Raw genomic sequence first — 4,562 nt, forward strand, 5'->3', positions numbered from 1 at the left:
CTTAAGGAATCGGCCGACATTCCGGTCGGCCGCGGGCCGCCCCGGGGCGGGGGTTTGCCAGGGCAAGTTGAACGCGGGCGGGGGGGGGGCCCCGCCCCCGGGGGGGGGCCCGCCCGCCTTGCGTACCGGCCGTACCAGCCGGGCCGGTCGGTCAGCGGGTCGAGCGGCGGCGGGCGATCCGGGTGAGCGCCGCGCCGGTCAGCAGCGCGGCGGCTCCCGCGGCTCCGACCAGGGCGACGGCCCGGTCGTGGGAGCCGGTCGCCGCAAGCTCAGCCGGGACCGCACCAGCACCGCCGAAGCCCGCGGCCTCGCGGATCAGCTGGGCGACGACATCGGGGTGGGACATCATCGCCACGTGCGAGGAGTCGATCTCGACGGTGTGCGCCTTGGCGCGCTTCGCCTCGAAGCGTTCCAGCTCGGGGGCGATGGCCTTGTCCTGCCGGGAGACCAGGAACCAGGACGGGATGTCGTGCCAGGCCGCGGCAGTGAGCTTCTCGCCGAACCAGGCCTGGGCGAGCGGGCGTTGCTCGGCGGCCATCGTCCGGGTCTGCGCCTCGGGCAGGTCGGCGGCGAAGACGTCGCGGAACTTGTCGCTCTTGAGGTACAGATCCGTGCCGCTGCCGCCGTGCTCCGTGTAGGGAACCGGGTTGAGCGCGGTGCCGAGCTCGCTGCCGGCGAACTTCGCCGACAGCTCGGCCGGCGACTCGCCCACGTCGGGCATCAGCGCCGACAGGTAGACGAGCGACTTCACGTTCGCGATGCCGGCGGCGGCCTGGGAGATGACGGCTCCGCCGTACGAGTGCCCGGCCAGCACGATCGGGCCGGTGATGCTCTTGAGCACGCTCGCCACGTACGCCGCGTCATTGGCCACGCCGCGCAGTTCGTTGGGCGGGGCGACGACCGGGTACCCGTCGGCCGTCAGGCGTTCGGCGACGTCGTTCCAGCCGGAGGCGTCGGCGAACGCCCCGTGGATCAACACCACCGTCGGCTTCCCTCCCCCACCCGTCGGGCCGCCGGCCACTGCGGCGAGGGCGGGCGACGCCGTGGCGGCGACCGCACAGGCCGCGAGCGCCACCGTGACGGCGGAGGAGATCGGGCGACGGGACGGCGATATGCCCATGAGTGCTGCCTTTCAGCGGGGTGGGAGAGGGGGCTGGAACCACCTTGCGCACACAATCCACCCGACCGACGGATCACCCTGCGCACCCGGGTGAATGCGTACCGCTGTTCGAGTTCTCCGTACGACGACGGGGCCGGGGCCGGGGCTACCGCTTCGTCCGCCGGCCCTCGGCGCAGGCGCACAGCACCGCGAAGGCGATCGCGAGGGTCAGCACCCAGCAACCGGTGAGGGCCCAGGGCACGGGCGCCGCCGAGGCCCGCAGGCCGGCGGCCAGCAGGACCAGGGACAGCATGGCGAGCCCCAGCACCGTACGGGGTCGGACGCCGCACATCGCGCCCCAGGCCCGGCCGCGCAGTCCGAACCCGAACCGGCGCAGCCGGGCGTCGAGCGCACGGTTCCGGCCCGATTCCCGTTCGGTTGAAGGCAGTTCGTCCCGTTTCCGCCCGCCCATGCTGTCCGCCTCCTCGCGCGGCCGCCCCTCGGCCCCGGGGAGCGGGTGCCCCGTCGGGGCCGACCCAATCCCACTCGTTCGGATCCCTCCGGGCGCCGGTCCGGCAGCACCCGCGGGGCGGACGCGGGAAAGGGCCGGAGCCGGTGTCGCGTCAGGCCGTCGGCGGGTCCACCAGCCGGGTGCCGTCCATCAGCATGCCCGCCCGCTTGACCGAGCGCAGCTGCGGCACCACCTCGACGTGCTGCACCCCCTCCAGTGCGCCGATCTGCTCCGTCAGGTAGGTGTAGAGCGCGTCGTTGTCCCGGCAGATGGTGATCGCCACCAGGTTGGCCGAGCCGGTGATCGCCGCCGCGAACGGGACCTGCGGGTGGGTGGCCAGGGCCGCGCCCGCGGCGGCCAGGGCGGCCGGGGTGATGGTGATCATCAGGGTCGCCTGGGTCTCGAAGCCCAGCAGCCGGGGGTCGACCTCCACGTCCAGGTAGTAGGCCCCGAGCTCGCGCAGGTGGTCCAGCCGTCGGCGGGCGGTGGACTCGGAGAGCCCGGCGGCCCGGGCCAGCTCGGGGTAGCCGGCCCGGCCGTCCCGGGCCAGCACGGCGAACATCGCCTGCTCCGCCGCGTCCAGCCGGACCCGCTCGCCGTGCCGCTCGGGCACCGGATCGGCCAGCTCGGCGACCTGGCGCGCGGTCAGCACGTCCAGCCCGCGCCAGTGCCGCGGGCCGCCGGTGAAGGAGCGCAGCACACTGTGCGCGGTGATCGCGACGACCCGGCGGGTCCGTGGGAGCTGGCGCAGCAGCAGTTCGTCGTGCTCCTCCCGGGAGCGCGCCCGGGTGATGCACTGCACCTCGGTGCCGCCGGAGTTGAGGTTCACCCAGGAGATGTCCGGGCGGCGGGCCAGCGCGTCGGCGACCGAGAGCGCGGTGTCCGGCGGGCACTGCAACCGCAGCCAGGACTCCACCAGCCCGACCCGGTGGCCGACCGGCCGGCCGATGACCCGGATCAGCCCCTCGCCGCGCAGCCGCCGGTAGCGCCTGACCACCGTCTGGTCGGAGACCTCCAGCACCTCGGCGAGGCGGCTGAACGGCACCCGGCCGCTGAGCATCAGCGCCTGCACCAGTGCCTGGTCCAGGTCATCCAGAAGAGTGATGGGCATGGAATCCATCATGCCAGCGCCGCCGGTGATCGGTTTCCGCCACCCCGGGCACCCTGGTAGGGGTTCCCGGCGATCCGGATGGCACCGTCTTCCCGACTCGACAACGGAATCCAGAGAGATCCAGGAGAAGACGAAATGCGCAAGTGGCTGCCGTTGACCGCGGTGAGCCTGGGGGCGTTCATGTTGCTGGTGGACGTCACCATCGTGACCGTGGCGCTGCCCGACATGGCGACCGGGTTGCACACCAGCTTCACCGACCTGCAGTGGGTGCTGGACATCTACGCGCTGGCCCTGGCGGCCCTGCTGCTGGGCGCCGGCTCGCTGGCCGACCGGTTCGGCCGGCGGCGGACGTACCTGTGCGGGCTCGGCCTGTTCGCCGCGGCCTCGCTGGCCTGCGGACTGGCCGACACCGGGGGTCAGCTGATCCTCTTCCGCGGCCTGCAGGGAATAGGCGGCGCGGCGATGTTCGCCACCACCATGGCCCTGCTGAACACCTCCTACCAGGGCCGGGACCGGGGCATCGCATTCGGTGTCTGGGGCGCGGTGAACGGCGCGGCCGCGGCCGCCGGGCCGATCGTCGGCGGACTGCTGACCGAGCACCTGGGCTGGCGGTGGATCTTCTTCATCAACCTGCCGATCAGCGTGCTGGCGGTGGTGGTGACACTGCGCGCGGTGCGGGAGTCCCGCGACCCGCAGGCGCGCGGGCTGGACCTGCCCGGCCTGGTCAGCTTCACCGTGGCGGCCGGCGCGCTGACCTTCGCGCTGATCCGGGGCGCGGCGGACGGCTGGGGCTCCACCAGCACGCTGGGGCTGTTCGCGCTCAGCGCGGTCGCGCTGCTGGTGTTCGTGCTGGCCGAGCTCAAGGGCCGCAACCCGATGTTCGACCTGGGGCTGCTGCGCAACCCGGGCTTCACCGGTGTGCTCGCAGGCGGCATGCTGCTCTCCGTGGCCGCCTTCTCCTACCTGGTCTACACCTCGCTCTGGCTGCAGTCGGTGCGCGGGCTCGGGCCGGTGGCGGCCGGGCTCGCGCTGGTGCCGATGAGCGCGCTGGCCTTCGTGGTGGCGGCCGTGGCCGGGCGGCGGCTGCACGGGGCCTCGCCGAGGCTCACCATCGGCGGCGGCCTGCTGCTGATCGCGGTCGGCGCGCTGCTGCAGGCCCTGATCGGGGCGGATTCCAGCTGGCCGGTGCTGGCGCCGGGCCTGGCGGTGGCCGGGGCCGGAGTCGGACTCGCCACCCCGGCGATGGCGGCCGCGGCGATGGCCGCCGTGCCGCAGCGGCGCAGCGGGATGGCCGGCGGTGCGCTGAACACCGCCCGGCAGCTGGGCAACGCGCTCGGCATCGCGGTGCTCGGCGCGGTCTTCCAGGCCGGGGTGGAGGACCACCTGCGCGGCGGGGTGCTGCCGGACGCCAAGCAGGCGGCCGACGCACTGACGTCGGGCCAGGCGGGCGCGGTGATCGGCCACGCCCCGCAGGGCCAGGTGGCGGCCGTGACGGAGCTGGTGCACCAAGCCTTCGCGGTCGGTCTGCGGGACTCGTTCCTGGTGTCCGGCGGGCTCGGGCTGCTCGGCGCGGTGCTGGTGTTCGTCCTGGTGGGCCGCCGGTCGGCGGAGGACGGGCGGCCCGCGGCACCGGTGGCGACCGGTTCGGCGGCGACCGCACCCGAGGTGACGCTGCCCGCGGCGGCCGCGGGCCGCTGACCCGGCTCCTCGTGGGGTTCGTCGCGCGGGGGGGGGTGGGGCGGCCGGCCCCGGGCGCGGGGCCGCCCCCCCCCCCGCGCCGCGCGGGGGCGGGCCCCGCCCCCCCCCCCCGCGCGCGAACAACCCCCGCGACAACAACACCC

The 4,562-nt window shown here is 74.7% G+C and carries 4 protein-coding genes; 1 reads left to right on the forward strand and 3 read right to left on the reverse strand.

From position 1 onward, the window contains the following. Positions 1 to 151: 151 nt before the first annotated feature. From ABTZ03_RS28330 to ABTZ03_RS28340, 3 genes are all read right to left on the reverse strand, one after another. On the reverse strand, positions 152 to 1,120 hold the full coding sequence (locus ABTZ03_RS28330; RefSeq protein ID WP_350515929.1) for an alpha/beta fold hydrolase: 969 nt from the start codon (positions 1,118 to 1,120) through the stop codon (positions 152 to 154). A 145-nt stretch (positions 1,121 to 1,265) separates the two neighbouring features. Beyond that, on the reverse strand, positions 1,266 to 1,571 hold the full coding sequence (locus tag ABTZ03_RS28335) for a hypothetical protein (protein ID WP_350515930.1): 306 nt from the start codon (positions 1,569 to 1,571) through the stop codon (positions 1,266 to 1,268). Between the two features lie 151 nt (positions 1,572 to 1,722). Continuing rightward, a complete protein-coding gene (locus ABTZ03_RS28340) occupies positions 1,723 to 2,721 on the reverse strand; it encodes an Lrp/AsnC family transcriptional regulator (RefSeq protein ID WP_350515931.1) in 999 nt (332 codons plus the stop codon). Between the two features lie 135 nt (positions 2,722 to 2,856). Between ABTZ03_RS28340 and ABTZ03_RS28345 the strand changes: the two genes are divergently transcribed. Continuing rightward, complete coding sequence (locus ABTZ03_RS28345; protein ID WP_350515932.1) at positions 2,857 to 4,419, forward strand: MFS transporter; 1,563 nt, start codon at positions 2,857 to 2,859, stop codon at positions 4,417 to 4,419. Positions 4,420 to 4,562: the final 143 nt, after the last annotated feature.

It is taken from the genome of Kitasatospora sp. NPDC096077 (assembly GCF_040303245.1).
Classification (GTDB): Bacteria; Actinomycetota; Actinomycetes; order Streptomycetales; family Streptomycetaceae; genus Kitasatospora.